Here is a 381-nt window from a genome sequence, read left to right on the forward strand (position 1 = left end):
CGACAGACGCCCTTTAAGTGGCTAGATCTGATCAAGCTATTTGAGCAGCACATCCTGCCATCAGTGCTTCATCAGTCAGATCCTGCAGCCCCTCCATCGACCATGGTCTTGGATCAATGCGCGATCCGCTACTTCACGGCTCCCATTCTTGGCAGTGCTGCCAAGGGGCAAGACTCTGTCGCCTCTCAGAGCCAGTATCACGCGGCCCTTACCAGCTCGAATCGCATCTCGGTGACGAAGGGCTACTACTCACTCACCAAGTCTTCCCAGTACCTGGTTGACGCTGAAGAGCCTGATAAGAACCCCAACTTGTGCGGCAAGGCCCAAGTGTGGAAGCTCGAAGAGAAGCAGTCAGACGTCAATTTAGCGTTGGCCCTCTAT

The 381-nt window shown here is 54.6% G+C and carries 1 pseudogene; it reads left to right on the top strand.

What is annotated here, in order from left to right:
• Positions 1 to 381 (top strand): annotated as a pseudogene (locus EO174_RS23040) (6-hydroxy-3-succinoylpyridine hydroxylase); the annotation flags it as partial.

Source organism: Xanthomonas sp. BRIP62418, assembly GCF_003993495.1.
GTDB classification, from domain to species: domain Bacteria; phylum Pseudomonadota; class Gammaproteobacteria; order Xanthomonadales; family Xanthomonadaceae; genus Xanthomonas; species Xanthomonas euroxanthea.